Origin of the sequence: Leucobacter tardus (assembly GCF_017583045.1) — a bacterium.
Classification (GTDB): Bacteria; Actinomycetota; Actinomycetes; order Actinomycetales; family Microbacteriaceae; genus Leucobacter; species Leucobacter tardus.
Genome location: NZ_JAGFBF010000004.1, coordinates 288762 through 315548, shown reverse-complemented (window position 1 = coordinate 315548; position 26787 = coordinate 288762). Strand labels below are relative to the sequence as shown.

25 protein-coding genes, 1 tRNA gene and 1 pseudogene are annotated in these 26787 nt (G+C 68.6%); 8 read left to right on the top strand and 19 right to left on the bottom strand.

Annotation, left to right across the window (positions count from 1 at the left end):
- The first annotated feature begins 475 nt into the window (after window positions 1–475).
- Window positions 476–1825: a tRNA guanosine(34) transglycosylase Tgt gene (gene tgt, locus J4H85_RS07045; protein WP_307863483.1), complete on the top strand. Its 1350-nt coding sequence runs from the start codon at window positions 476–478 to the stop codon at window positions 1823–1825.
- 95 nt (window positions 1826–1920) lie between these two features.
- Here tgt and J4H85_RS14345 read toward each other — a convergent pair.
- The 6 genes and pseudogenes from J4H85_RS14345 to J4H85_RS07015 form a co-directional block, all read right to left on the bottom strand.
- Window positions 1921–2202, bottom strand: a pseudogene (locus J4H85_RS14345) (hypothetical protein); the annotation flags it as partial.
- Window positions 2203–2213: 11 nt separating this feature from the next.
- The gene (locus J4H85_RS07035) at window positions 2214–2381 is read right to left on the bottom strand and encodes a hypothetical protein (RefSeq protein WP_208238189.1); all 168 of its coding nucleotides are present in this window, start codon (window positions 2379–2381) and stop codon (window positions 2214–2216) included.
- The gene (locus J4H85_RS07030) at window positions 2374–3363 is read right to left on the bottom strand and encodes an NAD(P)/FAD-dependent oxidoreductase (protein WP_208238187.1); all 990 of its coding nucleotides are present in this window, start codon (window positions 3361–3363) and stop codon (window positions 2374–2376) included. Before J4H85_RS07030 ends, J4H85_RS07035 begins: the two co-directional genes overlap by 8 nt.
- Before the next feature lie 5 nt (window positions 3364–3368).
- Window positions 3369–4916, bottom strand: coding sequence for a glutamate--tRNA ligase (gene gltX / locus J4H85_RS07025; RefSeq protein WP_208238185.1), 1548 nt, complete (start codon window positions 4914–4916; stop codon window positions 3369–3371).
- A 10-nt stretch (window positions 4917–4926) separates the two neighbouring features.
- Window positions 4927–6180, bottom strand: a complete 1254-nt coding sequence (locus J4H85_RS07020; protein WP_208238183.1) for an MFS transporter — start codon at window positions 6178–6180, stop codon at window positions 4927–4929.
- Entirely contained in the window at window positions 6177–7130 is a 954-nt protein-coding gene (locus tag J4H85_RS07015; protein WP_208238180.1) for a LysR family transcriptional regulator, read from the bottom strand. The genes J4H85_RS07020 and J4H85_RS07015 overlap by 4 nt, the downstream gene beginning before the upstream one ends.
- Before the next feature lie 81 nt (window positions 7131–7211).
- Here J4H85_RS07015 and J4H85_RS07010 point away from each other — a divergent pair, with 81 nt between their 5' ends.
- On the top strand, window positions 7212–8273 hold the full coding sequence (locus J4H85_RS07010) for an aminotransferase class V-fold PLP-dependent enzyme (protein ID WP_208238178.1): 1062 nt from the start codon (window positions 7212–7214) through the stop codon (window positions 8271–8273).
- Between the two features lie 22 nt (window positions 8274–8295).
- Here the strand turns inward: J4H85_RS07010 and rlmN are convergent, their stop codons facing one another.
- From rlmN to J4H85_RS06990, 4 genes are read right to left on the bottom strand one after another with little or no spacing between them, the layout of a single operon-like run.
- Complete coding sequence (gene rlmN / locus J4H85_RS07005; RefSeq protein WP_208238176.1) at window positions 8296–9615, bottom strand: dual-specificity RNA methyltransferase RlmN; 1320 nt, start codon at window positions 9613–9615, stop codon at window positions 8296–8298.
- Between the two features lie 41 nt (window positions 9616–9656).
- Window positions 9657–10448: a fumarylacetoacetate hydrolase family protein gene (locus J4H85_RS07000; RefSeq protein ID WP_208238174.1), complete on the bottom strand. Its 792-nt coding sequence runs from the start codon at window positions 10446–10448 to the stop codon at window positions 9657–9659.
- Window positions 10445–11560 carry a branched-chain amino acid aminotransferase gene (locus tag J4H85_RS06995; RefSeq protein WP_208238172.1) on the bottom strand — a complete coding sequence of 372 codons (1116 nt, stop codon included), beginning with the start codon at window positions 11558–11560 and terminating at the stop codon, window positions 10445–10447. Before J4H85_RS06995 ends, J4H85_RS07000 begins: the two co-directional genes overlap by 4 nt.
- Window positions 11561–11572: 12 nt before the next feature.
- A complete protein-coding gene (locus J4H85_RS06990) occupies window positions 11573–12655 on the bottom strand; it encodes a 3-isopropylmalate dehydrogenase (RefSeq protein ID WP_208238170.1) in 1083 nt (360 codons plus the stop codon).
- Window positions 12656–12815: 160 nt separating this feature from the next.
- Between J4H85_RS06990 and J4H85_RS06985 the strand changes: the two genes are divergently transcribed.
- Both J4H85_RS06985 and J4H85_RS06980 read left to right on the top strand, forming a co-directional pair.
- A tRNA-Leu gene (locus J4H85_RS06985) sits at window positions 12816–12897 on the top strand.
- A 216-nt stretch (window positions 12898–13113) separates the two neighbouring features.
- The gene (locus tag J4H85_RS06980; RefSeq protein WP_208238168.1) at window positions 13114–13278 is read left to right on the top strand and encodes a hypothetical protein; all 165 of its coding nucleotides are present in this window, start codon (window positions 13114–13116) and stop codon (window positions 13276–13278) included.
- A 61-nt stretch (window positions 13279–13339) separates the two neighbouring features.
- Here the strand turns inward: J4H85_RS06980 and hchA are convergent, their stop codons facing one another.
- Entirely contained in the window at window positions 13340–14200 is an 861-nt protein-coding gene (hchA, locus tag J4H85_RS06975) for a glyoxalase III HchA (protein ID WP_208238166.1), read from the bottom strand.
- A gap of 191 nt (window positions 14201–14391) precedes the next feature.
- On the opposite strand from hchA, the gene J4H85_RS06970 reads away from it, so the two are divergent.
- Genes J4H85_RS06970 through J4H85_RS06960 form a run of 3 tightly spaced genes read left to right on the top strand, consistent with a single transcriptional unit; the run spans window position 14392 to window position 16558 of the window.
- The gene (locus J4H85_RS06970) at window positions 14392–15156 is read left to right on the top strand and encodes a glycosyltransferase family A protein (protein ID WP_208238163.1); all 765 of its coding nucleotides are present in this window, start codon (window positions 14392–14394) and stop codon (window positions 15154–15156) included.
- Window positions 15153–15953, top strand: coding sequence for an endonuclease/exonuclease/phosphatase family protein (locus J4H85_RS06965; RefSeq protein ID WP_208238161.1), 801 nt, complete (start codon window positions 15153–15155; stop codon window positions 15951–15953). The genes J4H85_RS06970 and J4H85_RS06965 overlap by 4 nt, the downstream gene beginning before the upstream one ends.
- A complete protein-coding gene (locus J4H85_RS06960; RefSeq protein WP_243893514.1) occupies window positions 15950–16558 on the top strand; it encodes a DUF2238 domain-containing protein in 609 nt (202 codons plus the stop codon). The genes J4H85_RS06965 and J4H85_RS06960 overlap by 4 nt, the downstream gene beginning before the upstream one ends.
- Here J4H85_RS06960 and J4H85_RS06955 read toward each other — a convergent pair.
- The 4 genes from J4H85_RS06955 to J4H85_RS06940 form a co-directional block, all read right to left on the bottom strand.
- Window positions 16540–17682 (bottom strand): mannitol-1-phosphate 5-dehydrogenase, encoded by a 1143-nt coding sequence (locus J4H85_RS06955; RefSeq protein ID WP_208238159.1) that lies wholly within the window; start codon window positions 17680–17682, stop codon window positions 16540–16542. The genes J4H85_RS06960 and J4H85_RS06955 overlap by 19 nt on opposite strands.
- The gene (locus J4H85_RS06950; RefSeq protein WP_208238157.1) at window positions 17682–18113 is read right to left on the bottom strand and encodes a PTS mannitol transporter subunit IIA; all 432 of its coding nucleotides are present in this window, start codon (window positions 18111–18113) and stop codon (window positions 17682–17684) included. Before J4H85_RS06950 ends, J4H85_RS06955 begins: the two co-directional genes overlap by 1 nt.
- Entirely contained in the window at window positions 18110–19708 is a 1599-nt protein-coding gene (locus J4H85_RS06945) for a PTS mannitol transporter subunit IIBC (RefSeq protein ID WP_208238155.1), read from the bottom strand. Before J4H85_RS06945 ends, J4H85_RS06950 begins: the two co-directional genes overlap by 4 nt.
- 78 nt (window positions 19709–19786) lie before the next feature.
- Entirely contained in the window at window positions 19787–20104 is a 318-nt protein-coding gene (locus J4H85_RS06940; protein WP_307863481.1) for a PTS sugar transporter subunit IIB, read from the bottom strand.
- A gap of 117 nt (window positions 20105–20221) precedes the next feature.
- Here J4H85_RS06940 and J4H85_RS06935 point away from each other — a divergent pair, with 117 nt between their 5' ends.
- A complete protein-coding gene (locus J4H85_RS06935) occupies window positions 20222–22141 on the top strand; it encodes a BglG family transcription antiterminator (RefSeq protein ID WP_208238153.1) in 1920 nt (639 codons plus the stop codon).
- A gap of 26 nt (window positions 22142–22167) precedes the next feature.
- On the opposite strand, the gene J4H85_RS06930 is transcribed toward J4H85_RS06935, so the two are convergent.
- The 4 genes from J4H85_RS06930 to J4H85_RS06915 are packed head-to-tail and all read right to left on the bottom strand — an operon-like array spanning window position 22168 to window position 26784.
- Window positions 22168–23346 carry an MFS transporter gene (locus J4H85_RS06930; protein ID WP_208238151.1) on the bottom strand — a complete coding sequence of 393 codons (1179 nt, stop codon included), beginning with the start codon at window positions 23344–23346 and terminating at the stop codon, window positions 22168–22170.
- Window positions 23347–23375: 29 nt separating this feature from the next.
- A complete protein-coding gene (locus J4H85_RS06925) occupies window positions 23376–24593 on the bottom strand; it encodes an ABC transporter permease (RefSeq protein WP_208238149.1) in 1218 nt (405 codons plus the stop codon).
- On the bottom strand, window positions 24590–25330 hold the full coding sequence (locus tag J4H85_RS06920; protein ID WP_208238226.1) for an ABC transporter ATP-binding protein: 741 nt from the start codon (window positions 25328–25330) through the stop codon (window positions 24590–24592). Before J4H85_RS06920 ends, J4H85_RS06925 begins: the two co-directional genes overlap by 4 nt.
- The gene (locus tag J4H85_RS06915; RefSeq protein WP_307863479.1) at window positions 25330–26784 is read right to left on the bottom strand and encodes a hypothetical protein; all 1455 of its coding nucleotides are present in this window, start codon (window positions 26782–26784) and stop codon (window positions 25330–25332) included. The genes J4H85_RS06920 and J4H85_RS06915 overlap by 1 nt, the downstream gene beginning before the upstream one ends.
- Window positions 26785–26787: the final 3 nt, after the last annotated feature.

Below are 26787 nucleotides of genomic sequence, written 5' to 3'. Positions count from 1 at the left end.
TGATCGATGCCGGGGATAATAAATTGGCATTTGACAATCAAGTGCACACTATTGAGTTCTCAAGGACCAGACACCCACCGTAACCCCTCACCAGGGCATCCGATAGGCAACTTGTCAAGCTTACCAGACTCTCTCACCAGCCGCAAATCTCATTCGCAGCTCATCACACCGATACGCAGACCGGCAGGCCAAAAGTTCCTCACCCTGAAGTGAAGCCCTCGACCCGGAGAGCAGAAGCGGATCTCCACTATACACCCCCACGCACACGACTCTCAAGCCGTGACCGCGGATGTACCCGAAGGTCCCGCTCGCGATTCCGAGGGAATCACTTCCGTGTCTCACTCCGTCTCGCTGACAAGGGAATACATTACGCGGACCGTGCTCCCCACAGCAAACACCGCCCGCACCCCGGGCGTGTCTCCGCACCAAACCGCGGATCTCGGGTTCTCGGGTGCTTCCTGCTTGAATAGATGTCGTGTCAGATCCCACGCGCTCACCCGCCGCCCATGTTTCGCCTCCCACCCCCGAAGACTTCGGTTTCGAGGTGGAGGAGCGTCTGGAGAGCGGTGGTGCCCGCGGCTCCGCGGATCAGGCCCTCGGGCGTGCCGGGGTCATCCGCACGCCGCACGGTGAGATCCAGACCCCCGCGTTCATCCCGGTCGGCACGAAAGCGACCGTCAAGGCGATGCTCCCCGAAACCGTGACACAGCTCGGCGGCCAAGCCGTGCTGGCGAACGCCTACCACCTGTTCCTGCAGCCCGGGAGCGACATCGTCGATGAGGCGGGAGGTCTCGGACGGTTCATGAACTGGGACGGTCCGACCTTCACCGATTCCGGCGGGTTCCAGGTCATGTCGTTGGGCGTGGGATTCAAGAAGGTCATCTCGATGTCGGAGCAGGCGTACGTCGACGCCGAGGTCATCGCGAAGACCAAGGATCGCCTCGCGCAGGTCGACGAAGACGGCGTCACCTTCAAGTCCTTCATCAACGGCGACCGTCACCGATTCACCCCCGAGATCTCGATGCAGATTCAGCACCGTCTCGGCGCCGACATCATGTTCGCGTTCGACGAGTGCACCACGCTGTTGAACACCCGTCCGTACCAGGAAGACTCGGTGGCGCGGACCTCCCGATGGGCGGTGCGGTGCCTCGACGAGCACGCTTTCCAGACCGCCGCTCGACAGCATCGGCCGTACCAAGCGCTCTTCGGCGTGGTGCAGGGCGCCCAGTACGAGGATCTCCGTCGACGGGCTGCGCGCGAGCTCGCCGAGATGACCGGAGACACCCATCACGATCAGCAGTTCGACGGATTCGGCATCGGCGGAGCACTCGAGAAGACCGAGTTGAGCACGATCGTCGGGTGGGTCACCGACGAGCTGCCCGAGACCAAGCCACGGCATCTGCTCGGCATCTCGGAACCGGATGATCTCTTCGCCAGTATTGCCGCCGGGGCGGACACCTTCGACTGCGTCGCTCCGTCGCGTCAGGCTCGCGGTGCCACCCTGTACTCGAGCGGTGGACGGATCAACGCCAAGGCGGCGAAACATCGCCGCCGGTTCGAGCCGATCGACCCGGAATGCGATTGCTACACCTGCCAGAACACGACGGCAGCGTACCTGCACCACCTGTTCAAGGCGAAGGAGATGCTCGCCTCGACGCTCGCGACCATCCACAACGAGCGCTTCATCGTGCGGTTGGTCGATCAGATTCGCGCCAGCATCATCGACGGAACCTTCGCGGAACTGCGAGAGACCGTACTCGGCCGACTGTACGGCCCCGAGTTCGCACGCGCGGCGGCTCGCGCCGCGTCCGGTTCCTCTGTCTGACCGGCTTCGGCGCGCCGGACGCGCGCGATCACCCGCGTCGTCAGCGGCAGCAGGACGACCTCGGCGCGGCACTTGATCGCGTACCCGAGCGCCATGTACCCGTTGAAGTCCCCCTCGAGCACTCCGAAGAACGCGGAGGTGCAGAACACGTCCGTACCCGCGAGTTGACCGGCGACGGTCGAGGCGATCAGTCGGGCGCGCAAGAATCTGCCGGAGAACGAGCGTCGCAGGCGATCCAGCCCCCGCGCTCGTGAGCTGACCGACCAGGAACCCGCCGAGACTCGCCGCCATGATACGAGGCACGAATTCGAGGACCGCCTCGAACGCTTCTTGGTTCTCCTGCCCGACGCTGCCAGCACGAGCAACGTCACCCACATCGTCAGCGACGTCAGCAGCGACAGCGCGGACGCCGTGAGAATCGTGCGTCGTGCCGCCCGAAGGCGATGAGCTGCACCGCGACGACGTTCGGGATGAGGAGCACGCCCACGAACGTCGCCGCGATGGCCGCAGAGCGGGAACCGATGCGCGCGACGTGCTGACCCGACGGGTCAGGCATCGATCTGACCGACTCCGAGCGCTCCGCGAATCATGTCCATGTTCAGGCGCGCGGCGACCCGTGCGCCGTTACCCGCGGCGATGATGAGCTGCTGCGGGCCGGGAGGCACGATGTCGCCGACCGCGTACACCCCTCTGGTCGAAGTCTCCCCCTGGTCGCTGACGCGGATCAAACCCCAATCGTCGCGTTCCACCGATTGCGCGCCGAGAAACTCGACCGGCGCATGCCAACGCGGACGGATGAAACCGCCCACACGGGGGATCACCGTTCCGTCGACGAGGCGCACGCCGGTCATCCCGGCGCGCTCCCCCACCACGTCATCGATGGCGCGGCGCTCGACGTGCACGCCGATGCGCGCGAGCTGCTCCTCCTGCTCGGGGCGCACCGTGTCGGCACCGTTCGTGAACACGATGAGATCGGAGCTGAATCGACTGATGAGCAGTGCGCGGGCGAACAGGTCGCTCGTCTCTCCGATGAGGACGAGCGGCTTGTCGGTCTTCTCGAACCCGTCGCATTCGACGCAGCTGTGCAGCGCCGTGCCATAGTAGGCGCGGATGGTCGGGAGTGCCGGCAGCTCCTCCGTCAGACCGGCCGCGACGAGCACGCGACGCGAGATGAACTCGACGTCTGCTGCGCCGCGGATCCCGGTGCCGCGCACGCGGAAGCCGATCCCGTCGGGAAAGCCCACCGCGAGCGCTTCGGCTTCGCTCAGCGGTGTGATTTCGCGCGTCATCGCCTGTGCGAAGGTCGCCGTCGGGTAGGCCTCGAACTCTTCCCGACCGATCTTGCGCAGTTCGAGCGGCGGCGTGCCGTCCCGAGTCAGGAATCCGTGCGACTGCAGCGTCGCCGAGTGCCTCGGCCGGTTGCTGTCGAGAATCGCGATCCGGCGATTCGCTCGAACCAGCTGCAGTCCGGCCGAGAGCCCAGCGGGCCCTCCGCCGATGATGGCGACGCCGATCGGCAACTGTGCATCAGCGGTCATGCGGATCATCCCTCCTGTGGCTGGCCCAGGTGCGCGCGCAACCGCGCGAGTCGCGCGAGCGTCTCGTCACGCCCGAGCAATTCGAACGACTCGAAGAGCGGCGGTGAGACCCGGCGCCCCGAAGCTGCGACGCGGAGGGGGCCGTATGCGAGTCGCGGTTTCAGTCCGAGCTCGTCGATGAGCGCGACCTGGAGCGCTGCCTGGATGCGCTCCGTCTCCCACTCGGTCTCGGGCACGGCGGTCAGCGCCTCCTCACCGGCCGTCAGCACCGCCGAGGCGTCACCCTTCAACGACGCGAGTGCATCGGGATCGTACGCCACCGCGTCCGATGAGACGAACAGAAAACCGAGCATGCCGACGACTTCGCTGAGCACGGTGATCCGGCTCTGCACGAGCGGCACGGCCCGATGCACGGTCTCGAGCTGCCCGCCGGTCGGCTCCACCGGAAGTGCTCCGCCGGCGATGAGGTACGGCAGAATACGCGCCTCGAAATCGTCGGCGGTGAGCAGCCTGATGTGATCGGCGTTGATCGCATCGGCCTTCTTCTGATCGAAGCGGGCCGGGTTCGGATTGACGTCGGCGATGTCGAACGCGGCGATCATCTCGTCGCGGCTGAACACATCGCGGTCGGCCGAGATCGACCACCCGAGGAGCGAGAGGTAGTTCAGCAGCCCTTCCGGAATGAACCCGCGATCGCGGTGATGCAGCAGGTTCGACTCGGGATCGCGCTTCGAGAGCTTCTTGTTGCCCTCCCCCATGACGTAGGGCAGGTGCCCGAAACGCGGGATCGCCGGGGACACCCCGATCTGCACGAGCGCATGGTGCAGAGCGACCTGGCGCGGGGTCGACGACAGCAGATCCTCACCGCGGAGCACGTGCGTGATCCCCATGAGGGCGTCGTCGACGGGGTTCACGAGCGTGTACAGCGGCGCACCGTTCGGCCGAACGACCACGAAGTCGATCGTGGAACCGGCGGGGAAGGTGATGTCGCCCCGGACCAGGTCGGTGAAGGAGAGGTCCATGTCGGGCACCCGGAAGCGGAGGGCGGGGAGGCGCCCCTCATCGCGGAACGCGGCACGCTGCTCGTCGGTCAGTCCGCGGTCGAAGTTGTCGTACCCGAGCTGCTTGGGCCGGCCGGCCGCCTCGTTGCGGGCGTCGATCTCCTCAGCCGTCGAATAGCTCTCGTAGAGGTACCCCTCGGCGACGAGCCGGTCGATGATTCCGCGGTAGATGTCCCCGCGCTCCGACTGACGGTACGGGGCGTGCGGGCCACCCTCGGACGCCCCATCGGTCGAGATCCCCTCATCCCAGTCGAGTCCGAGCCACCGCAGGGAATCGATGATCTGCCCGTAGCTCTCTTCGCTGTCGCGCGCCGCGTCGGTGTCCTCGATCCGGAACACGAAGGTTCCGCCGACGTGCCGGGCGTACGCCCAGTTGAACAGCGCCGTACGGACCATGCCGACGTGCGGCGTGCCGGTCGGCGACGGGCAGAACCGCACTCGAACATCGCTGCCGGTCGCGGTGGAGAACTGGGGAATCGTTGGCTCTGACATCACTCTCAGTCTATCGCTGCGCTGCGACCGTGAGCCGCACCGCGGCGAGCGCGCCCAGCGCGATGAGGATCCCTGCGACGATCGAGAGGAGCGGGAAGCCTCCGAAGGCGAACACCACTCCGGACGCGGCCCCGATGGCGGCTCCTGCAGCGTTCATCAGGGTGTCCGACTGGCCCTGTCGCTTCGGGCGCACATCGATGGGAGCCAACGACGTCAGTAGGGATGCACCGGCGATGGTCACCATGCTCCAGCCGACGCCCAGCAGGACGAGGGCGGCCTGAATGATCCAGACCGTGGCGCCGCCGAAGCCGGTGCCGAGCGCTGCCAGGCCGAGCACCGCGAACCCCCCGAAGGCCACCGGGAGCGGGCCGACTCTGCTGGTGAGCACACCGAAGACCGGCGAGAGCGCGTACATACCGGCGATGTGCAGGCTGATGGTGAACCCGACCAGCGTCACGCTTCCGCCATGGTGGGTGAGGTGCAGCGGAGTCATCGCCATCAGCGCGACCATGACAGCGTGCCCGAGCGCGACGATCGCGATCGCGAGGAACTGCGGTGCCGCGGACGTCGCTCGGATTCCGGCGGCGGGATCCGCGGTCGGGTTCGTGCCGGACGGCGCCGGCTCGGCAGCGACGGCTCGCGCGCGCAGCAACGGATCGGGCCGCAGCCCGAACCAGACGACGAGTCCGGCCACGGCTTGGGCCAGCACCGTGAAGACGAAGATACCGGCGAGCGGCGGGATTCCGAGGAGCTCGCCGATCCGTTCCCCCGGTCCGATCAGGTTCGGTCCGGTGACGGCACCGATCGTAATCGACCAGACCACGAGCGAGAGGTCTCTGGCACGTCGCGAGGGTACGGCGAGATCGGTCGCGGCGAACCGTGACTGCAACTGCACGGCGACGGCGACCCCGAGCACGGCAAGGCCGAGGAAGAGGGCGACCGGAGTGCGCGTGGCCGAGGCGACGATGATGACGATCGCCCCGATCACGGCGATCGCGCTCCCCGTGGTGAGCGCGACACGACGACCGCGCTTCGCCGCGAGGCGCGCGAGCGGAATGCCCGCGATCGCCGCTCCCAGGGCGTTCATGGTGGAACCGAATCCGGAAAGCGATTCGGCGCCCGTGATGTCGACGATGAGCAGTGCACCCGCCGACAGCGACGCGCCGACGCCGAGACCGCCCAGCACCGTCGCCAGCGCGAGCACCCAGACGATTCTGCGCTGTTCCCGCTCACGAATCTCAGTCGCGGCGTGCGTCGTGGTCACGCCGCGTGCTCCAGACCCCAGCGCTCCCCCTCGACCGCGTGCAGCAGGCGCTTCGCGAGGCGCACCTGAGGACTCTCGTTGGCCGTCGCCATCGAGACGAGTCCGATGGTGCGATAGCGAGCGGGCGCGAGCGGCAGAGCCACCGCGTCGTCGGGAAGCGTCCTCGCGGCGGCGAGTGCCAGGCCCGGGACCATCGCGACGGCCCCGCCCGCGGCAGCCATGGCGAGCATCGCCGGCACGTTGTCCGTCTCCTGGATGATGTCGGGCTCGAAGCCGTGCTCCTTGGCCGCCGTGAGCAGGTGTCCGCGGCACTTCTCGCACCCGGCGATCCAGTGCTCCTCGGCGTAGTCCGAGAGGTCGAGCGCCGGAGCCCCGCTCTCCACCCGATCCTCGGAGACCACGAGGCGCACCTCCTCCCGCCACAGCGGCGTGAAGACGCTGCCGGCCGGAAGCTCGGCAGCACCTGCGTAATCGAAGACCAGCGCGCAGTCGACCTCGCCGTCGCGGAGCAGCGAGACCGCGGCCGGCGGCTCGGCCTCGCGGTACTGCAGCGACACCTCGGGCGCCTCGGCCGTGAGCGCGCGCATCATCGCCGGGACGATCGTCGCCGAGGCGGAGGGAAAGCCCACGAGACGCAGTGTGCCGGCTCGCTCCCCGCGAAGGTCGTCGATCGCGGCGAGCGCGGCATCGATCTCGGTGACGACTGTGCGCCCGTGATCGGCGAGGATGCGGCCGGCAGGAGTCAATCGGATACCGCGCCCGTTGCGCTCGATGAGCGGGACCGCCAGACGGGTCTCGACGCGCTTGATGCGCTGGCTCACCGCGGGCTGGCTGAGACCGAGCGACGCCGCCGCTGCGGTCAGGGAGCCCGTCGTGTCGAGGGCGTAGAGTATGCGGAGTTCGGTCGAGTCGATGGAGCCCAGAGGATCGGCCTGTCGTTGCGCGCTCATGCGCACATTATAAGCACACATGAAGTAAATCATCACAAGCATTCTCTTCAGTTATGCGGTCGGCTCCCCTAGTCTGGCCGCATGTCCACCACCTCGACGCTCGCTCCGACGACCCCTGCTTCCGCCTTCGACCGCGTTCCCGGCTACCTTGCCGCGTGCACCGCAGGTCTGCCGACGCGAGAGACGGTGGCCGCGATGCGCGCCGGGATCGACACCTGGGCGTCCGGGCGTCTCGACGCGAGCGAGGCCGGCGCCCAACTCGAACGCTGCCGGGCGCACTTCGCCACCATCGCCGGAGTCGACGTCGATCGCGTGGCGACCGGATCTCAGGCGTCGCAGCTCGTCTCCATCGTCGCCACCGCAGTTCCCGATGGTGCCGAGGTGCTCTGCGTCGCACAGGACTTCGCATCGCTGACCCACCCCTTCGAACAGCTCAGGGCTCGCGGCGTGCGGGTCAGGTACGCTCCGCTCGAGGGACTCGCCGACGCGATCGGGCCGCAGACCGCGCTGGTCGCCTTCTCCGTGGTGCAGTCCGCCACCGGAGCCGTCGCCGATACCGAGGCGATCTGCGCCGCCGCCACGAAGGTCGGCGCGCTGACGCTTGCGGATCTCACGCAGTCGCTCGGCTGGCTCCCGATCGGTGCAGCCGCCTTCGACTTCACGGTGTGCCACGCCTACAAGTGGCTCTGTGCCCCGCGCGGCGTCGCCTTCATGACGGTCCGAGCCGGCCTCGAGGATCGACTCACCCCGCTCGCCGCCGGGTGGTATTCGGCGGACGACGTCTGGTCATCGTGCTACGCCGGGCACACCCCGCTGGCCGCGGGTGCGGGGCGCTTCGACGTCTCCCCCGCCTGGCAGGCCGTCGCCGGAGCCGAACCGGCACTGCGCCTCTTCGCGGGCTTCGATCCTCGTGCCGCCCACGCGCACGCACTCGAGCTCTCGCACGCCGCGAGCGATGCGCTCGGCCTGGAGCGCTGCGACTCGGCCATTCTCACCTGGGCCGACCCCTCGGGCGCGGACCTGGCCGAGATGCGCGCGCACGGCATCGTGGCATCAGGGCGCGCCGGGAACGCCCGCGTCGCCTTCCATCTGTGGAACACCCGCGACGACGTCGACATGCTCGCTCGAGCGGTTCGCCGCTGATCGGATCGCGTCGGGCTGAGACCTAGTGGACCTCGGCGTAGGCCTCGGCTTCGCGTCGATCTTCTTCCGTTGCCACCAGCTGCCCGCAGGCGCCATCGATCTCTTTACCGCGAGTGTCGCGCAGCGTCGTCGGCACCCCGGCCGCGTTCAGGCGATCCACGAACTCGCGGGTGACCTCGCGCGTCGACGAGGTCCAGATCGACCCGGGCGTCGGGTTCAACGGGATCGGGTTCACGTGCACCCAGCCGCGCCCGCGCTCATTGAGTCGCTGCGCGAGCAGATCGGCACGCCACGCATGGTCGTTCATGTCTTTGATGAGCGCGTACTCGATCGACACGCGCCTCCCGGTCTTCTCGTAGTAGTGGTACGCCGCATCGATGACCTCGTCGACCTTCCACCGGCTGTTGACCGGGATCAGGTCGTTGCGCAACTCGTCGTCGGGCGCGTGCAGCGACAGCGCGAACGTGATCGGGATGTCTTCGTCGGCGAGCTTGCGAATCGCCGGCGCCAACCCCACCGTCGAGATCGTGATGCCGCGCGCCGACATCCCGAGCCCCTCGGGCGCCGGGTCGATCATGCGATGCACGGCGTTCATCACGCGCTTGTAATTGGCGAGCGGCTCACCCATGCCCATGAAGACGATGTTGTTCACGCGCTCGGGCTCCGCCCCGTTGCCGGCCGACCGCGCGTGCCCGAGACCGCCTTCGGCGATCACCCGGTTCGCCTGCACGACCTGATCGAGGATCTCTGCCGTCGACATGTTGCGCGTCAACCCCGCCTGCCCGGTCGCACAGAACGGGCAGTTCATGCCGCAGCCGCACTGGCTCGACACGCAGAGCGTGATGCGACCGGGGTAGCGCATCAGCACCGACTCCACGAGCGCACCGTCGAACAAGCGCCACAGGAACTTGATCGTCGCGCCGTCATCGGTGACGAGGCGCTTCACCTCGGACAGCAGCGGCGGGAAGAACGCGTCCGCGATCTCGGCACGCCGATCCTTCGGCAGATCGGTCATCGCTTCGGGATCGGTGGTGTGGTGCTCGAAGTAGTGCTTGGAAATCTGCCGCGCACGGAACTTCGGCAGCCCCAGCTCGGCCACCTTCGTCTCGCGCTCGGCGAGGGTGAGGTCGGCCAGGTGGGTGGCCGGCTGCTTCACGCGCGGCGACGCGAACTGCAGTGTCGGACGCCCGTCGGGGTTGGTGATCTGCTGCCAGCCCTCGGTCTTCGGACGCACCTGCGGTCGCGTCTTCCCCGCCGACGGACGCGTCTTGATGAGGCGCGGCGCTTCGCCGCTCCGCTCGCCGCGGTCGCTGTCCGGGTGATTCAGTCTCGAGGGATCCACCCGGACATTCTCTCACGCCGGCGGCGCGGAACCTGGGTCGGCTAGCGGACCGGGTTCCTCAGGATCCCGACGCCTTCGACCTCCACCTCGACGGAGTCGCCGGCCGCGAGCCGACCGACGCCCGACGGCGTACCGGTGAGGATCACGTCACCCGGAAGCAGCGTGAACGCCTGCGACGCGTGCGCGATGATCTTCGGAATGTCGTGGATGAACAGCGCGGTCGACGTGCGCTGTTTCTCCTCGCCGTTCACCCGCGTCGCGAGCTCCACGTCCTCGAGGTCGAGATCCGTCTCGATGACCGGCCCCAGCGGGCAGAACGTGTCGAACCCCTTTGCCCTCGCCCACTGGCCATCCGTCAGCTGCAGGTCGCGGGCCGTCACGTCGTTGGCGCAGGTGAACCCGAAGACGCGACTGAGCGCCTCCTCCTCGGACACGTTCTTCGTCACCGCGCCCATCACCACGGCGAGCTCCCCCTCGAACTCGACGCGCTCGGAGATCTCGGGCCGCACGATCGGCTCGTCGGGTCCGATGATCGACGTGTTGGGTTTCAGGAAGAGCAACGGCTCGGGCGGCGCGGTGCCATCGCCCGTCTCACCCGCCATCTCGGCGACGTGGTCGGCGTAGTTCTTGCCGACGCACACGACCTTGGATCGCGGAATCACGGGAGCGAGCAGACGCACCTGCTCGAGCGGGAGGCGACGGCCGGTCGTCTCGTACCCGGCCATCATCGGATCACCGGTGAGTTCGACGATCTCGACACCGTCGCCGTCTTCTGCGGCGTCCAGGACGCCGTATGAGATCTCGTCGTCGAACTGGAATCGTGCGACCTTCATCGTGCGGGGCTCCCCTCGAGTGCTGGAACGATCTCGGTCAGCCAGCCGAAACGATCGGGCCGGATCCCGAACTGGATGCCGGTGAGCTCTTCGCGCAGCGACATGGTGAGCGAGCCCGGCGCGCGATCACCGAAGTCGATGTCTCGCCCGTCGGCGGTGCGCAGCTGCCCGATCGGCGTGATGACGGCAGCGGTGCCGCACGCGAACGCCTCGGTGATCGTGCCCTGAGCGACGCCTTCGCGCCACTCGGAGACGGTCACGGGACGCTCCTCGACCGCGTGGCCGCGATCCTGCGCGAGTTCGATGAGGCTCTTCCGGGTGATGCCCGCGAGGATGTTGCCGTTCAGTTCGGGCGTGACCAGCGTGCCGTCCGAACGGACCAGGAAGAGGTTCATCCCGCCGAGCTCATCGATCGTGTCGTCGGTCTCCGCATCGGTGAAGAGCACCTGCGCGCAGCCGTGCTCCGCGGCCTCGTTCTGCGGCAGCAGCGACGCCGCGTAGTTGCCGCCGCACTTCGCCGCACCGGTTCCGCCGTGTCCCGCCCGGGCCCAGTGCTCCGAGAGCCAGATCGCCACCGGCTTCACACCGCCGGTGAAGTACGGGCCCGCCGGGCTCGCGATGACGAGGAACCGCGCCCGGCGCGCCGAGCGCACGCCGAGGAACACCTCGTCCGCGATCATGAAGGGTCGCAGGTAGAGGCTCTGGTCCGCGGCCGTCGGCACCCAGTCGGCATCGATCGCGACGAGTTCTTGCACGGCGCGCACGAAGAGCCCCTGCGGCAGCTCGGGCAGGGCGAGGCGCCGCGCCGAATCGTTCAGCCGCTGGGCGTTGCCCTCAGGGCGGAACGTGACGATCGAGCCGTCAGGACGCCGGTAGGCCTTCAGCCCCTCGAAGATCTCCTGGCCGTAGTGGAGCACGGACGAGGCGGGATCGATCTGCAGCGGTCCGTAGGGCAGCACCTCGGCATCGTGCCATCCGGCGTCCTCCGTCCACGTGATCGAGACCATGTGATCGGTGAAATGCGTGCCGAAACCGGGGTCGGCGAGGATTCGCTCCCGATCCTCGGTGGGCAGGCGCGTGGCTTCGGTGCGGGTGAAGGCGAGATCGGTCATGTGTCGTGCTTCCTAGTCGTTCCGGGAATCCCGGTCGCTTCCGACGGACAGGTGGGCGATGATGCGGTCCCCGATCTCGGCGGTGGACCGCCGTTCGGCGCCGCGTCCGGCCAGATCGGCCCTGACGGCATCGCGCACTCGTTCCGCTGCAGCGGTGAGTGAGAGGTGATCGAGCATGATCGCGGCCGAGAGAATCGCCGCTGTCGGGTCCGCCTGCTGCTTCCCCGCGATGTCGGGAGCAGAACCGTGTACGGGCTCGAACATGCTCGGGAACGCTCCGTCGGGATTGATGTTCCCTGACGCCGCGAGCCCGATGCCGCCGCCGATAGCGCCGGCCAGGTCCGTGAGGATATCGCCAAACAGATTATCAGTCACGATGACATCGAAACGACCCGGATCCTGCACCATCGCGATCGTCGCCGCATCGACGTGCAGGTAGTCCACCGCGATCTCCGGGTACTCGACGGCGACCGCCTCCACGATGCGCTGCCATGTCGCCCCCGAATGCACCAGAACGTTCGTCTTGTGCACCCACGTCAGCTTGCGACGTTCGCGGTGCTGCGCCGTCTCGAACGCGTACCGCACGACCCGCTCGATCCCGAGCGCCGTGTTCACCGAGACTTCCGTCGCGACCTCGGCCATCGTTCCGGAACGCAGTCGGCCACCGTTGCCCGCGTACGGCCCCTCCGTCCCCTCGCGCACGACGACGAAGTCGACCGTGCCCGGCTCACGAAGTGTGGACTCCACGCCAGGGAACAGCGTGCACGGCCGCACGTTCGCGTAGTGATCGAAGTCGAAGCGGAGTTTCAGCAGAAGCCCGCGCTCGATGTTCGCGCCGGCCAACCGCGGATCGCCAGGCACGCCGCCCACCGCGCCGAACAGGATCGCGTCGTGCTCGGCGATGGCCGCCTGCTCGATCTCGGGCAGCGTCTCCCCCGTCTCGAGGAAACGGTCGGCACCGAGCTTGAACTCCGTGCGCTCCAGCGCGACATCGCTGCCGTCGAGCACCGCATCGAGCACCCGATTCGCCTCCGCGATCACCTCGGGTCCGATTCCGTCGCCAGGAATCACTGCAAGCTTGATCGTGCGGGTCACTGATGCTCCTCGTGTGCTGTCCATGCGTCTCTGCCGCGTACCCGACCAGCCTACTCCGCCGTCGACGGAGTCCTTCACCTTCGCCACGCGACATGGCCGGGCGTCGCCGGCCCGGACCGCGTCAAGCAGTATGCTGAGACCCGGCCGCGACGGCCGGCACGCGCGAGTGGCGGAATTGGCAGACGCGCTGGATTTAGGTTCCAGTGTCCTCGGACGTGGGGGTTCAAGTCCCCCCTCGCGCACCGCACCTCTGTTTCTCAGGCGCGCCCCGCGCGTACCATCCGGGCGTCATGTGCGACTTCCCGTGCCACGAAAGTCGACGCTCGGAGTCGGCCCGTTTTCTGCGTACGAGTTTGCGTAGAGCCGCCCGGCCCGTCGATGAGCACAGGCCTATCCTGCAGAGGCCATCTCGCGAATACGCGGGAACGGTATCACTCACAGGGACAGAGGAGACGCTCATGAAATCACGGAAGATCATCGGAGTCCTCGCGGCACTCGCGCTCGCCGGGGGCGCGGCGCTGGTCGGCGGCACCGCGGCTCAGGCCGCGGTCTACAAGTGCGGTCCGAGCTGCTACACGGACGACCCCAATTGGAAGCCGGGTCAGAAGCGCTCCCAGTACTGATCCGTGCGTGCGGCGGGGTGTGCGAAATCATCGCCCTCCCCCGCCGCACAGACGTTGTTCTCTACTCGCCGAACTGCTCGAGCAACGCCAGCGCCGACTCCTTGCCGAGCTGGTGCGCGGCGAGCGGGCTGTCCCCGGTCAGCAGGTTGCGGTCGCGTGTCGTCGCGCCGCTCATATCGTCGTTGCGGATCGTGAGCCCCGCTCCGGTGAGCGTCTCGCCGAGCTTCCACGGCATCTCGCCGGGGAGGTAGCCGATCTCGATGTTCGCTCCGAAGTCGAGGGCGTCGGGGAACGCGACGATCTCGTATCCGGCGAACGGGTTCCGATCCTGCCCGATGCCCGCGGCCAGCAGCGCCGCGGGGCCGTGGCACAGCGTGATGACCAGGCGATCGTTCTGCAGGAACGATCGGAGTGTCTCGCCGACTCCGGGGTCGAACGGCAGAACGTTCATCGCGCCGTGTCCGCCCGGCACGAAGACGGCCGCGTACTCGTCCAGCCCGGCTGCGAGCACATCGGCGAGTTTCCGCGGCCCCTTGAACGACTCGCTCGTCACATCCCAGGTCGATCGCACGGCGTCATCCGCGCCCGGGAACGCCCACCACTCGAACTTCGCCGGACCACCCGTCACCGTCGCGACATCGATGGCGTAGCCCGCCTGGTGCAGGTGATGGATCGGCAGCAGTGTCTCCACGGGATGATTCCCCGTCGAGAAGAACGTGCCGTTCTGCATGCGCATGTAGCGCTCGTCTGCGGCGATCACGAGGACCTTCCACCGCCCGCCCGTGTACGTCCGGTCCGTCGCCAGACCATCGAAGTCGGTCCGCTCCGCGGTGTACTGCGACAGCGAATACGGAGACGGGAAGAAAGCGTTGTCCTCTGCGGTATCAGCGGTCGGAGTGCGGTTCTCGGTGTTCTCGGTCATCGGGTCTCCTCCTCGGTTGCGATTCGGCGAATCTATCGTTCGTTGCTGAACCGGCGTGGAGGAATGCAGCTCGGCTTCGACATCTACGTCGCGTCCCAGAGTGCACGACTCGCTCCTCGTCCCCGCACAGAGGTGCTTCCAGTGGCGACCCGATACCGTTGAGGCACACGAGGACGAGCACGGGGAGCCGCATGGGACGCACTGACGAGGTGAGCGTGTCAGTGGTGATCCCGGTGAAGAACGATGCCTCCCTGCTGCGCCGATGCCTGACCGCGCTCGCTGCCCAACGGCGCGCTCCCGACGAGGTGATCGTCGTCGACAACGGTTCGATCGACGACTCCGCCGCAGTAGCCGAGCAGTTCGGTGCGACGGTGGTGCCGTGCGCGCTGCGCGGGATCGCCGCGGCGAGCGCCGCGGGTTATGATGCGGCGCGCGGCGACCATGTGCTGCGCCTGGATGCGGATTGCGTCCCCTCACCCGACTGGGTGAGCACCATGAGCGCGGCGTTGCAGGCGGACGCCGCGACGGCGGTCGTCTCGGGAGGTGCGCGCTTCATCGACGGCCCGCGCGCACTGAGGGGTCTTGTCGCGGCGATCTATCTCGGGGCGTACACCGCCGCGACATTCCCGGCGCTCGGCCACCGACCGGTCTTCGGCTCGAATCTCGGCTTCCGGCGCACCGCCTGGCTCGGAGTTCGGGACCGGGTGCATCGTGCGCGTTGGGTACACGACGACCTTGATCTGGCCTACCACTTCGGCGTGCGCACGTGCCTCGGCGTCGTGCCGAGCACGGGCATGGGGATGTCGATGCGACCGTTCGCGCACCCGGGGGCGTTCGCGAGGCGCGTGGCACGCGGCGTGCGCACCGTGCTCACCCACTGGCCGCGGGACTTTCCGCCGCTGCGGTGGGTGCATCTGGCGGTCCGGACACGCCTGCGTGGGGCGAGCCGATCATGAGCCTGCTGCACGTGATGACGTTCAACGTTCGACGCCCGCTCGGGTGCCTCCTCGGCCGATGCGTGGACCGGTGGTCGGTGCGCAAGCCCCGACTGGAGACGCTGTTGCGTGCCGAGCGGCCGGCGATCCTCGGCGCGCAGGAGGTCCTCCCCGATCAGGGGAGAGTGATGCTCGCCGCGCTCGGGGCCGACTACCGGCTCATCGGCAGGGGACGCAGCCGATCCGGAACCGGTGAGGCGTGCCCCATCATCTTCGACGAGCGTCGTTTCGAGCTGCGGGAATCGGATCAGTGGGCCCTCTCCGACACCCCCGACCGTCCGGGGTCGCGGTCGTGGGGCAACCCGTTCCCCCGCATCGCCGTATCGGCACTGCTGCGCGACCGCGAGTCGTCCACGACGTTCCAGGTCGTGAACACGCATCTCGACCCGCTTTCCGCTCGGTCGCGGGCGCGGTCCGCAGCGATGATCCGCGAGCGAACGAGCAGTGCGGGTGTGCCGACGATCGTGACGGGCGACGCCAACGACGGCCCCGACTCGCGCGCGGCGAACGAGTTGTATGAGGCGGGAGCGCTCCGTGACGCCTGGCGCGTCGCTCACCTGCGCGAGACTCCCGAGCTCGCGACCTACGCCGGCTACCGCGCGCCGCGCCCGGGTCGTCGCATCGACTGGATCGCGGTCTCACCAGACATCACGGTCGAGCGCATCGGCATCGTCTTCCGCCCGGTGGGCGACGGATGGGCGTCCGACCACCTTCCCGTCGCCGCACGGGTCACCCTTCCGGAGAGGACGCACGCATGACCACGCGCACGCGGATGCGAGACAACTTCCTGCGCGGACCGAGCAGCGCGGGCGACTGGGTCGCCGATGGCCTGCGCGCCGTGGGCGTGCTCGGCGTGATCGGCGCCGCCATCTGGGGCTCGCTGACGGACGCGGGGATCCTGGCCTTCGTGCTGCCCGCGCTCATGCTGCCGCGATTCGTCGGGGCGCGATCCGGTTTCGACATCGCGTTCTCGATCACGGTGCTCATCGCCGCATGGAGCAATGTCTGGGATCTGTACCGCAGCTTCCTCGGCTGGGACACGATCGTGCACCTCGTCTGCACCGGGGTGCTCGCGCCGATGGCGTATCTGCTCCTCGCGCGCCTGCGCATCGTTCCCGCTCCTGCGGAGTCCACGTTCCTGCGCCGCACCGCGATCACCCACAGCGCGCTCATCGGGTTCGCCGTGAGCGCGCTGTGGGAGCTCGTCGAGTGGGTGGGGTTCGAGTACGTGACGGAGGACATCTATACGACGTACGACGACACCATCGGCGACATGGCGGCGGGCGGACTCGGCGCGCTCATCGTCGGAATCGCGTTCGCTTGGCGTCCGTTCGCGTTCGAACGCTACCGCAGCACGGACTGACGCTGAGCGACCGCCTCGCGCACCGCCGCGAAGAGCGGGTGGGCGTTGTCGAGACCGGTCAGCCGTGAGGTGACCACCTCCGCGGACTCCGCGCCCAGCAGCGCCTGCAACTCGACGGCCTGCTCGTCGTCGGTGTCGGCGAAGTCGAGCGCCGCGCGCACCGCTCCGATCAGAGCGTCAGTGGATAGTCCGCGCTCCGCAGCCATAGCTGCGGGACCGATGAACCGGTCGTTCCGCGACAGCTTCCGCATCGGCTGCCGGCCCACGCGGTGCACGGTGTCGGGCAACTCCGGATTGCGGAAGCGATCCAGAATCGTCGCACGGTATTCCGCGAGCTCGGCGTCCGAGAAGCCGTGCACGGCGCGCAGCACCGCCGAGGTCTCCCGCAGCGTCGCTTCGACCGCCGTCGACACCGACAGATCTCCGAGCGCCTCCGCGATCCGCTCGTGCCCGCGCTGGGCGCCGAGATACGCGGTCGCCGCGTGACCCGTGTTGACGGTGAACAGCTTCCGCTCGATGTACGGGCCGAGGTCGTCGACGAAGTGCGCCCCGGGAATGTGCACCGATACGTCGGCGAGCGGCGTCGACTCGATCGCCCACTCGAAGTAGGGTTCGACCGTCACGTCGATACCCGTGCCGCCCTGCGGGGCCGGCACGATCCGATCGACCGCCGTGTTCGCGAACCGCGCCCGGCCCAGAAGCGCCGGGTCGCCGAGCGCCGACGCCACTTCGTCGCGCAGCTGATCGGTGGCCCGGATCGCGTTCTCGCACGCCATCACCACCAGCGGCGTCTCCGACGAACGGCGCTCGATTCCCGCGGCGATGAGCGGGGCCACGAAACGCAGCACCGTGACGCCGACGGCCGTCGTCACGATGTCCGCGGTCGCGATGGCGTCGATGACCGCATCGGGATCCTCGGCGCTGTTGATCGCGCGGAACCCCGTGACCTCGTGGTCGACACCCCCGGGGCCCGCCTCGCGGACGGTGTATCGCTCGGCGGCATTCACGGCGTCCACGAGGGGGCCGGCGACATCGGAGAAGACCAGATCGTACCCGCCCTGATGGAGCAGGAGTCCGACGAAGCCCCGGCCGATGTTGCCGGCCCCGAAGTGGACGGCGTGCATCAGTCGTTCACCCCCGAGAACAGGGCGAACAGCTCGTCAGGAGTCGCAGCCGCATTCAGTTTCGCGACCTCGTCTTCTTCGGAGAAGAGCACGGCGATCTGCGACAGGATTTCGAGGTGCTCGTCGCCCTTGCCTGCGATGCCGACCACGAAGGTGGCTCGCTCGCCGCCCCAGTCGACCCCGCCGTCGTAGCGCACGACGGAGAGGGCGGAGGCGAGAATCGCGCTCTTCGCATCGTTCGTGCCGTGCGGAATCGCGAGACCGTTGCCCATAAAGGTGGAGACCGTCTCCTCGCGCTGACGCATGGCGTCGAGATACTCGGGCGTCACAGCCCCCGCGGCGACGAGCAGGTCGGAGGCCTCACGGAGGGCCTCCTCCCGGGTCGCGCTGCCCTCGTGGATCTTGATGCGGTCGAGATCGAGTACGCTCACTGCTGTTCCTCCCGGTTCTTGCGGACCATTTCCACGACCTCATCGTACTTCGGCGAGTTCATGAAGTTGTCGACGGAGACGTGAATCGCGTCGGGCGTCTTCTCCTGAGCGCGATCGGTCAACTGCTGCTGCGTGATGACGAGATCGACGTTGGTCGTGAGATTCGCGATCGCGCTGTTCGTCACGCTGACATCGGTGACGCCCGCCTTCTTCAGCTTGTTGCGGAGCACGCTCGCCCCCATCGCGGAGGACCCCATGCCCGCGTCGCAGGCGAAGATGATCGTGTCGATCGGTGTGTCGGCGGCGGCTGTGGCTGTGGCTGTGGCTGTGGCTCCCGCCGTCGCGCCGGCGCTTTCCGCATCCGCATCCGTGCGCAGGCCACTGAGCGCGGACGAGGACTTGCCCTTGTTCCGCTCGGTCTGGCTGATCGCCGCGCCGAAGGCGTCGCCGCCGGACTCGGCCGCCGCGAGATCGCGCTTGCGCGAGGACCGCAGAATGATCGAGGCGATGATGAACGTCACCGCCGTCGAGAGGATCACCGACAGGATCACGGCGAAGTACGATCCGCTCGCCGTCTGCGCGAGCACCGCGATGATGCTGCCGGGTGCCGCGGGAGCGCGCAGTGCACCGCCGAGCAGCATGTTCGTCGTCACACCGGTCATGCCGCCGAAGATCAGAGCGATGATGAGGGTCGGCTTCATGAGCGCGTACGGGAAGTACACCTCGTGGATGCCGCCGACGAACTGGATGAGCGCCGCACCGGGTGCCGAGGCGCGCGCAGCGCCGATCCCGAAGATCGCGAACGCGAGGAGCAGACCGAGACCCGGGCCGGGGTTCGCCTCGAGCAGGAACAGGATCGACGAACCCGAGTCGGCCGCCTCCTGCGTGCCGAGCGGCGTGAGCACGCCGTGGTTCACCGCATTGTTGAGGAACAGCACCTTCGCCGGTTCGATCAGGATGCTCGTGAGCGGGAGCAGGTTGCTGGCGACGAGGAACTCGACCGCGGTGCTGAGGGCGCTCATGAGCCCGTTCACGACCCATGCGATCGGGTAGAACCCGACGATCGCGAGCACGAAGCCCCAGATGCCGGCCGAGAACATGTTCACCAGCATCTCGAAGCCCGACTTGATCTTGTCGGCCCAGAGCTTGTCGAGCCACTTCATGGAGAAGCCCGCGATCGGGGCAAGAATCATCGCTCCGATGAACATGTGCACCTCACCGAGCGGCGCGGCGTTCGGGTCGGCGGCGAGCAGTTCGGCGTTGAAGTCGGCGATCAGCAGATCGGAACCGGCGATCGCGCCCATGGTCGCAATCGTGGCGACCACGCCTCCGCGCTGCTGGTACACCATGTACCCGCCCGTGTAGGCGATGATCAGCGGAAGCAAGTAGTGGATGAACGGCCCCACGATCGTGGCGAGCCCTTCGTTCGGGGTCCACCCCACATCGATGAAGAAGGCCGTGAAGATGCCCCAGGCGATGAGCGCGGGAATATTCGGCATGATCATGCCGGAGAGGAAGGTGCCGAAGCGCTGCACGCGCACGCGCACCCCTCCCGTGCGCGGCTGCGCCTCCTGCGAGGCGGACGTCGTTGTCATGTCAGTCTCCTGATTCGATGGTGTGCGGGTGTGCGGGGCACCCGGTCGCTGCCCCGCGTTCGTGGATGGGGAAGAGCATCACACCGCTCCACGCAGGAATGCGCGCACCCAGTGCAGGGTGCGCGATCCGTCGAGGTCGGCGTAGACGTCCGGTTCGAGCACCGCGAAACGCGCGCGCGAGCCGGACGACCGCAGTTCGGCTGCGCGATCCGCGAGGTGCGGGCCGAGCAGAACGAGGTCGGCATCGGGATGATCCCGGATGAGGCGATCGCTCCCGGCGACCGTGCTCCAGTCGAGGCCTGCGGCCTCGGCGGCGCGGCGCAGTCGCTGCGCGATGAACGTGCTCGACGCACCAGCGCCGCACATCACCAGGATCTTCATTGATGCCTCTCCCACGATTCCCATTGTCGGGATCGCGCGATCCGGCCGCCACCACATTCCCTTCCGCCCCTGCGGAAACCCCCGTGAACGCCGGAGTGATGAGAGGATGGACCAGATGCCGGGAGGGGGCTCATGTCGCGACGACGTCAGGATCAGCTGCTCGCGGACCTGCTGCGACGCGATGGCTGGGCGACGGCCGGTCAGCTCGCAGACGTGATGGGCGTGACCCCCCGCAGCATTCGCTCCTACGTGTCCGCCGTGAACGCGCGCGTGCCCGTGGGCGATGCCGTGACCTCGGGACCGGCCGGATACCGCGCCGGACCCTCGGCGCACCGAGCGCTCGACGCCCGAACCGAGGCGACGCCGCGCGACCGTCTGCATCGGATCGTGCGCGTGCTCTTGAATGCCCCGTCAGGGATCGACGTCCACGACACCGCCGCGCAGCTCCACGTGAGCGACGCCACGCTCGATGCCGACCTCGCGCGCGTGCGGTCCCTCCTCGCCGGCACCGAGCTCGCTCTCGAACGCGACCGTGATGTCGTTCGTCTGCACGGCAGCGAAGAGGCGGAGCGGGCGCTGCTCAGCAGACTCGTGCACGACGAGATCGAGGCAGGTTCGCTCCTGCCCTCGGCCGTGCCGCGGGTGCTCGTCGACAGCGCGATCCCCCACACCGCCGTCGCACCGTTCAAGTCGGCGCTCGTGCACGAACTCCAAGAGCTCGACTACTTCGTCAATGAGCTGGCGATCACCGACGTGCTGCTGCACATCGTGATCGCCGCCGACCGCGTGTCCTCCGGCCGGGTGCTCGACACGGAAAGCGGTGAGCACTCGGCTCCGCCGGAGGTCAGGGAACTCGGCGCGCTCGTCGGACGGCTGTGCGCCGAGCACCTCGGGATCTCGCTCGGGGCCGGCGATCGCGATCACTTGGCGGCGCTCCTGCTCACCCGTGTCGTCACCCCCGACCGCGACACGACGGACGTCGCGAGAGACGGCATCGCCCCTCCTGTGCTCGACGCCGTCCGGTCGACAGTCGAGCGCGCCTCGCACGACTACGGTGTCGACCTCGCCGACGACGCGTTCGTGCTGCGCCTCGCCCTGCACGTGCAGAACCTGCAGCGCCGGATCGCGCAGCAGTCATGGTCGCGCAATCCCCTCACCCGCTCGCTGAAGACCTCGTACCCGATGATCTTCGAGATCGCGGTCGCCATGGCCAGCGGGCTGAGAGAGCGGCTCGGCGTCGGACTGCACGACGACGAGATCGCCTACATCGCGATGCACGTCGGCGGGCGGCTCGAGCGCAGCCGGTCAGCGGACACTGCACTCACCGCGACCATCGTCTGCCCGGGGTACGCCGAGATGCGCGAACTCCTGCGTGCGAGCGTCGACCGTTCGCTCGGCACCTCCATCGAGATCACCCGCGTCGACACACGCGTCGACCCCGACTGGGAGACGATCGACACCGACCTCGTCCTCTCCACCATCGACCCGGGAAGAAGCTCCGACCGCGTCGTCCGCATCCCTCCGTTCCTCACCGAGTCCGATGTCGACCGCATTCAGGTCGCCGCGGCACGGCGCCGGCGCGCGCGCAGACTGACACGGCTCCGCGACGAGCTCTCACGGTACTTCTCGGCAGAGGCGTTCCTCTCACCGCTCCCCGACGCGGGCGACGAAGCGATCATCCAGCGTCTCGCCGATCCGCTCCGGACCGCGGACCTCATCGACGACGCCTACGTCGACCGCACCATCGCCAGAGAACGGATGTCGTCGACCGCGTTCACCGAGGCACTCGCGGTGCCGCACGCCCTCCGTATGACCGCCAAGCGGACGGCGATCAGCGTCGGCGTCGCGCGCGGGTCCGTCGCGTGGGGCGCATCGCGCGTACAGGTCGTCGCCCTCGTCGCCTTCAGCGAGAACGACCGCGGAGCGTTCCAAACCGTCTTCGAGCAGCTCGTCGAGGTCTTCAGCGAACCCGAAAGCGCACAACGGATCGTCCGCGCCGCGACAAGTTTCGAACGATTCCTCGACGAGCTCGTCGCCGTCATCGACGGGTAGGCGCGGGTCGGCGCCGCAGGTGCGGGTCAGCGCCGCAGGCGCGTCGCCGGCGCCATGAAGATCGCGACGAGGACGACGACCATCGGCGCGAGCAGCGCGGTGCGCAAGCCGACGTGCTCGCCGATGAAGCCGAGTGCAGGCGGACCGACGAGGAAGGCGAGGTAGCCCATCACCGTCACGAGCGCGACGCGGGCCGTCGGACGATCCCCCGACGCGCCCGCCGCGGAGATCGCGACCGGGAACCCGAGCGAGGCCCCGAGACCCCACAGCACGACCGCGGCACCGACGACGACTTGATGGTCGACGAGCGAGACGAGCAGCAGACCCGCGACGGCGCTCGCCGCGCTCACCGCGAGCACGGGTGCGCGCCCGAACCGGCGCACGATCGGCCCGCCACAGAAGCGGCCGATCGTCATGGACGCCGCGAAGACCGCGAACACCGCCGAACCGAGGGCCGCATCGAGTCCGTGTCCGTCGACCATGATGAGCGGCAGCCAGTCGGTCGCCGTCCCTTCGGCGAGCGCCATCGCGAGCACGATGAACCCGATGCAGAGCAGTCGGGTGTCGCGCCAGACGGGTGCCGGGCGGTCGACGGGAGCATCCGAGTCGGCAGCGGGCCGTCGCCCGGTCTGAGCCGGGAGATGCCGCACGCTGGCGAGCGCTGCTCCGACCGCCAGCACGCCGACGGCGATCAGATGGACGACGACCGAGAATCCGACCGCCGTCGCCACGATGCCGAGCACCGCACCGATGAACGTGCCGAGGCTGAAGCACCCGTGCAGCAGCGGCAGGAACGTGCGACCGGACTGCAGTTCGACATCGGCTCCCTCGACGTTCAGCGCCACCTCGGAACCGCCCATACCGAGCCCGAACAGGGCGAGACCGAACGCGACCGCCACGTTCACCTGCAACGCCGCTCCGAACGCGATCATCGGCATGCTCGCGATGATGCCGACCATGCCGATGGCGATGAGCGGCCGGGCTCCCCAGCGGCTCAGGAGCGGTCCGGAGGACAGGATCCCGACCATCGACCCGATGGAGAGACCGAACAGGACGAGTCCCATCTCGGCGGTCGACGCACCGAGCAGGTCGCGGATCGCCGGCGTGCGCGTGACCCAGGATGCGAGAGCCACTCCGGGCACGAGGAACAGCGTGCACAGCGCCCACCGGCGGCGAGTCAGCGACGATTCGGATACGAGAGGCACAGCCGTCCAGTCTACCCGTGCTCGCCGCACTACCCGCCGTCCCTGAGCGCGTCGACGGGTTCGACGCGCGCGGCGGCGAGCGCCGGGTACGTGCCCGCCGCCCAGCCGACGACCGCGCCGAGGAGCACTCCGGCGGGAGCCGCCCACGGGGCGAGCACGGGCGTCCACTGCTGTACGAAACACACCGCGAGCAGCCCGAAGAGCCCGAGCGCCACACCGATGAGTCCGCCGAGCAGTCCCGTCGTCACCGACTCGAGCATGAACTGTCGGGCGATCTCGCGGGTTCTCGCCCCGAGCGCGCGTCTCAGCCCGATTTCACCGCGACGTTCGGAGACGGAGAGCAGGGTGACGTTCGCGATCCCGATGCCGCCACCGAGCAGGGCGACCACCCCGATGACGACGAACAGCACGTTGATGTCGGATTCGATGCCCTCCTGCAGTGCACCACCCGAGCTCGGTGCGGAGACCCGGTATCCCGCAGGATTGTTCGGGTCGACGGCGAGGGGCGCCTGCCGTGCGACGACCGGTCCCGCTCCGATGTCGATCCGGATGTCGAGGCTCGACGGAGCCCGCAGGTCGAGTTGCTCGCGCGCGGTCGCCACGGGAATGATGACCGTGTCGAGGAGCGTCTTCCGGGCTCCGACGTCACCGAGGATCCCGATCACGGTGTAGGCGCGGTCATCGATGAAGATCGCAGGCTGACCGCTCACTCGGTTGATGCCGAGCTTCTCCGCAGCGTTCGCCCCAAGGACGACGACGCGATCCGCGCGAGCCTCGTACCCGGTGTCGAACCACCTGCCGGTCTCGACGGTGCCCTGGACGACGTCGAGGAGGTCCGCGGTTCCGGCGACGACCGCCGCCGGGGCCCGCGGCGTCTCAGCGGGGTCGTGCACCTGCACCGCCTCGACGGTGATGCCTGCCGGCAGCTCGGCGACCAGTGCGGCATCGACCACACCGGCCAGATCACTCACCCGTTCGGGGGCGTCCCAGGGGATGCGGGCGGTCGGCTTGCCCTCCCGGTCGCCCTCCCCCGGTGTCTTCCCGGGCTCCACCGTCACCCGTGTCGCGGCGACCGCGTCGAACTGGCTCGCGATCTGCCCCGAGGCAGTCTGCGCCATGCCGATGGTCATGATGAGCGAGGTGATACCGAGCACGGTCCCGGCGAGGGTGATGAACAGGCGCGAGGGCCGCGCACCCACACCCTCGAGCGACTCGCGCACGAGGTCGTGCACACGGAAGCCGCTCACGCGATCTGCTCCAGGATGCCGTCGTGGATGCGCACGCGGCGGCCCGCCGACTCCGCGACCACGTGGTCGTGCGTGATCATGACGATCGTGAGTCCCTCCGCGCCGAGCTCGGCGAACAACTGCATGACGATCTCGGAGTTCCGCTCGTCGAGGTTCCCGGTCGGCTCGTCGGCCAGCAGCAGGCGCGGCGACGTGCTCACCGCGCGGGCGATCGCCACGCGCTGCCGTTCGCCGCCAGACAGGGTGCCGGGGAAGAAGCGCGTCCGGTGCCCAAGGCCCACACGCTCGAGTGCCGAACGAGCGCGATCCTCACGATCCTCGGGCGCAACCCCGGCATAGGCGGTCGCGAGCATGACGTTGCCCAGCACGTCGCGCGTCGCCAGCAGGTGGAACGACTGGAAGACGAACCCGATCGCGTGCGCCCGCAGCGCCGCACGCGCATCCTCGTCGAGCCCTGCCGTGTCGATTCCCTCGAACGCAAAGGTGCCGGTACTCGGGCGGTCGAGCAGGCCGAGCGTGTTCAGCATCGTCGACTTGCCCGACCCCGACGGGCCGACGATCGCGAGGTACTCGCCCCGCGCCACGGAGAGGTCGACCCCGCGCAGTGCGTGGACCGCCGGTGACCCGGGAAAGATGCGGGTCACGTCATCGAGCCGCACGATCGGTCCGTCGAAGTCGGGATCGCCGATCGGCTCGACTTCGCCCTCAGTCCGCGTCCGCCGTCGCAGCAGTCGCATCACGTGCCCACCACGACTTCCGCGCCGGGGACCACGCGTTCGTCATCGCAGCTGATCTCCACGTAGCCGTCCGCGGCGAGACCCGCGGTGACCGGGACCGTCACGGTGTCCTCGCCCTCCGCCTTCCGCGACTCGGCGTCGAGGTGCAGCTCGATGCGATCCTCACCGCCGGACCCCGCCGAGAGCGCGGCGATCGGCACGGCGAGCACCGCGCCGTCGGTGGACGCGACCGGGATTCTCAGCCGCACGTTGGTGTCGCGCAGTGCGTCCACCTGTTCCGCGGAGAGCTTCTCGGGCTTCAGTGTGACGGAGAACCGCGCCGCGGCCGGCTGCTCGGCCGACTCATCGCTGCCACCGCCATCGTCGTCGCTCTTCGGCGCGCTCCCGGCTTTCTCGGGTGCCCGCACGGACTCCACGGTCGCGTTGAAGTCCGTGCCGTCGGCCCCGGTGAAGGTGGCCGCCTGCCCTTCCTGCAGCAGGTCGGCATCCCGCTTCGCCACGGTGCCGGTGATCGCCAGCGTGGCGCCCGACACCTGCATCGCGGCTCCCTGCAGCATGTCGCCGCGCGCGACGCGCACGTCGTCGACCCGGCGCGGCAGTGCGCTGAGCATGAGCACCTCGCTCGCCGGGAGCGACGGCATGACCGCCACCTGTGCTTCGGCCAGCGTCTCCTGGGCGTCGACGAGTGCGTCGTTCGCGGTGCGCGCGGTCGCGGCATCGCCTCCTCGGTTGGCCGAAACGAGTTCCGCATCCGCATCGCGCACGGCGCGCTCGGCGTCGCGCAGTGCGACTCGCGCTTCGTCGCCACCGGTCGGCGCCTCGTACCCGATGCGTTCGTACAGTGCGCCCACCGCGACGGCCGTATCCGCGTCGTAGAGGTCGGTGTCGGGGTCGCCCGCCCACAGGTCGAACCCGGCGAGCGCCGTCTTGAGCTCCGCGACGTCGGGGCCGCGCAGGCCGACGCGCAGATCGCGGTACGCGGGGAGCGCGCCGGGCAGCACGATCGCGGGGCGGCCCGCGACCTCGAGCGCCACGTCCCCCGCTTTCAACTCGTCGCCGACCTCGGGCACGTGACCCGTCACGACGGCGCGCTCCTCCAGGCTCGAGGTGTCGATCTCGGCGTCCACGGCACCCGCGTAGGTGACTTCGCCCCGCGTCACCACCGTGTTCTCGACGACTCGCTCCTCGACCGAGGCCGTCACGGGGCCGGCCTCGGGTGGCGCGGTCCGCGCCGCGAGCTCCGCCGGTGAGACCACGAACTGCATGATCACGATGCCGACCAGGAGCGATACGACGGCGACTCCGGCAACCAGCGCGACAAGCCGAGTGCCCCGCCATCCCGGTCGCGGGGCGGGATCCGCCTCAGCAGCGTCGCCCTCGACGGCGTCGGGCCCGGTGAATGCCGCATCCTGAGCCTCGACGTGCGAACAGCGGCGCCAGGACCAACGCGCCACGCG